At 37.9% G+C, this 1522-nt stretch carries 1 protein-coding gene; it reads right to left on the reverse strand.

Annotated elements, in window-relative coordinates; all coding sequences use genetic code 11:
• Positions 1-23: 23 nt before the first annotated feature.
• Positions 24-1430: a hypothetical protein gene (locus tag PLK24_RS11410; RefSeq protein ID WP_324479252.1), complete on the reverse strand. Its 1407-nt coding sequence runs from the start codon at positions 1428-1430 to the stop codon at positions 24-26.
• Between the last annotated feature and the right edge of the window lie 92 nt (positions 1431-1522).

Below are 1522 nucleotides of genomic sequence, written 5' to 3' on the forward strand. Positions count from 1 at the left end.
AAAGAAAAAAACCCCTCTTTACTTTATTCAGTTACCTTTTGAAAAAAGGTATTGATACAAAGCCCTTTTTCGTAGGTCCAAATTAAGTTATTCGAATCTTTTGCCTTTCTTTTGTACAATGGCTTTATAAAGCCCTTTTTCCCCAACTGTTTTAAAAACTTAAAACTTTCCTTTGGTGATAAGCCGGTAATTTCGCTAATAAGATCTATCGGTAAAAGACGCTCTTCAACCTTTTGAAGCATGACCCCAAGGATAAATATTAAGGCGTTTTTATACCTCACTCTGTTCGCCTTTCTTTTCCTTTTAACTAACTTCTGGGCCAATTCAGAATTAAGAATATTTTCCACCATGTCAATGTTGGTTATTAGTGCATTTACCATTTTATTTAGCGCAGTAAAAAAATCCTCTTTCATTCTTCCCTCATGCTTTACTCTGGCCTTGCTTTCAGGTGCTTTTAAATACCACCAGTAAAGCTCACCAAGTGAAACGTCTATTTTTTCGTGGAAGCAATGCCCGTGCCATTTGCCGTCCTGCAATCGGAAAAAATCAAAACTCTTCCTTTTTTCCTCGTGAAACGGGCATAAATACCGATACCCCAACAAATAGAAAAACCTTTCTATTAAGCCCTTTTCTGTATCCCAGGAATACTCAACCCGATAAATTTTTTCCTTGGTATAGTCTGGCCTTTCTATGGTTTCTGGTAAGGGTTCACCGCTTGACCGGTTAATGTTTTCTATCCTGGCCTGGGTTCCCCCCACCTTAAAAAATTCAAATATCCTTTCAAATTCTTCTTTCCCAATTCGTAAAATCGGATAAATGGGATTAAGAAAGCGATAATGATAAAAAAGAAGTATTTCCGGATTGTTTCTATCGCGCCATAAAAAGTCACTGGGCGGAACAATCCAGGGTTCACCGGTTCCCCTCAATTCCCCAATTCGCTGACCCTTAAAACAGAAATGCTCTACCCCCACAAATTCATAATCACTTAAAAGTAAATGTTGGTAACCTCGATAAGTTTTGACCCTGGTAGTAAAAAAAATGTCGGATATTTTAGACTTGAGAAGTTCTTTTTCAAATACTGCTCTATCGTCGATATCCAGGCAAAGCAGAAAAGCCTTAAAATGCGGATTGTACCCACCAACCATTGCTATTCCGGTTATTTTATCCTTATTGGCATTGAAAATACTTTTAAATTCTTCAAAGCTAATTTTAAAGTCCGGATACCGTTCTTTTGTAAACCCATATAACAGCTTTTTTCCAACGGTTGGAATACAACTGATACCCTGGGAATAATAACATTCAGCAGAAAGAAGAAGTTTTTCGTGGTAGGCCTCTAAACCCTCTTTACATAAGGGTTCTTCGACCCTTCCCGTTGACAGCCCACCATTTAAAATATTATAATCATCTTTGGAGGAAGGAGAATGAGTCAAAGTTTTTTATCCTCTTAGCCCGTTGACGTTTAGCAGAACGTCCCGGGCCCTTTTTATTTTATACCGTAATCGTTTTGAGTTCTTGCTCTTGG

The sequence above is a fragment of the Atribacter sp. genome, from assembly GCF_035418125.1.
GTDB classification, from domain to species: Bacteria; Atribacterota; Atribacteria; order Atribacterales; family Atribacteraceae; genus Atribacter; species Atribacter allofermentans.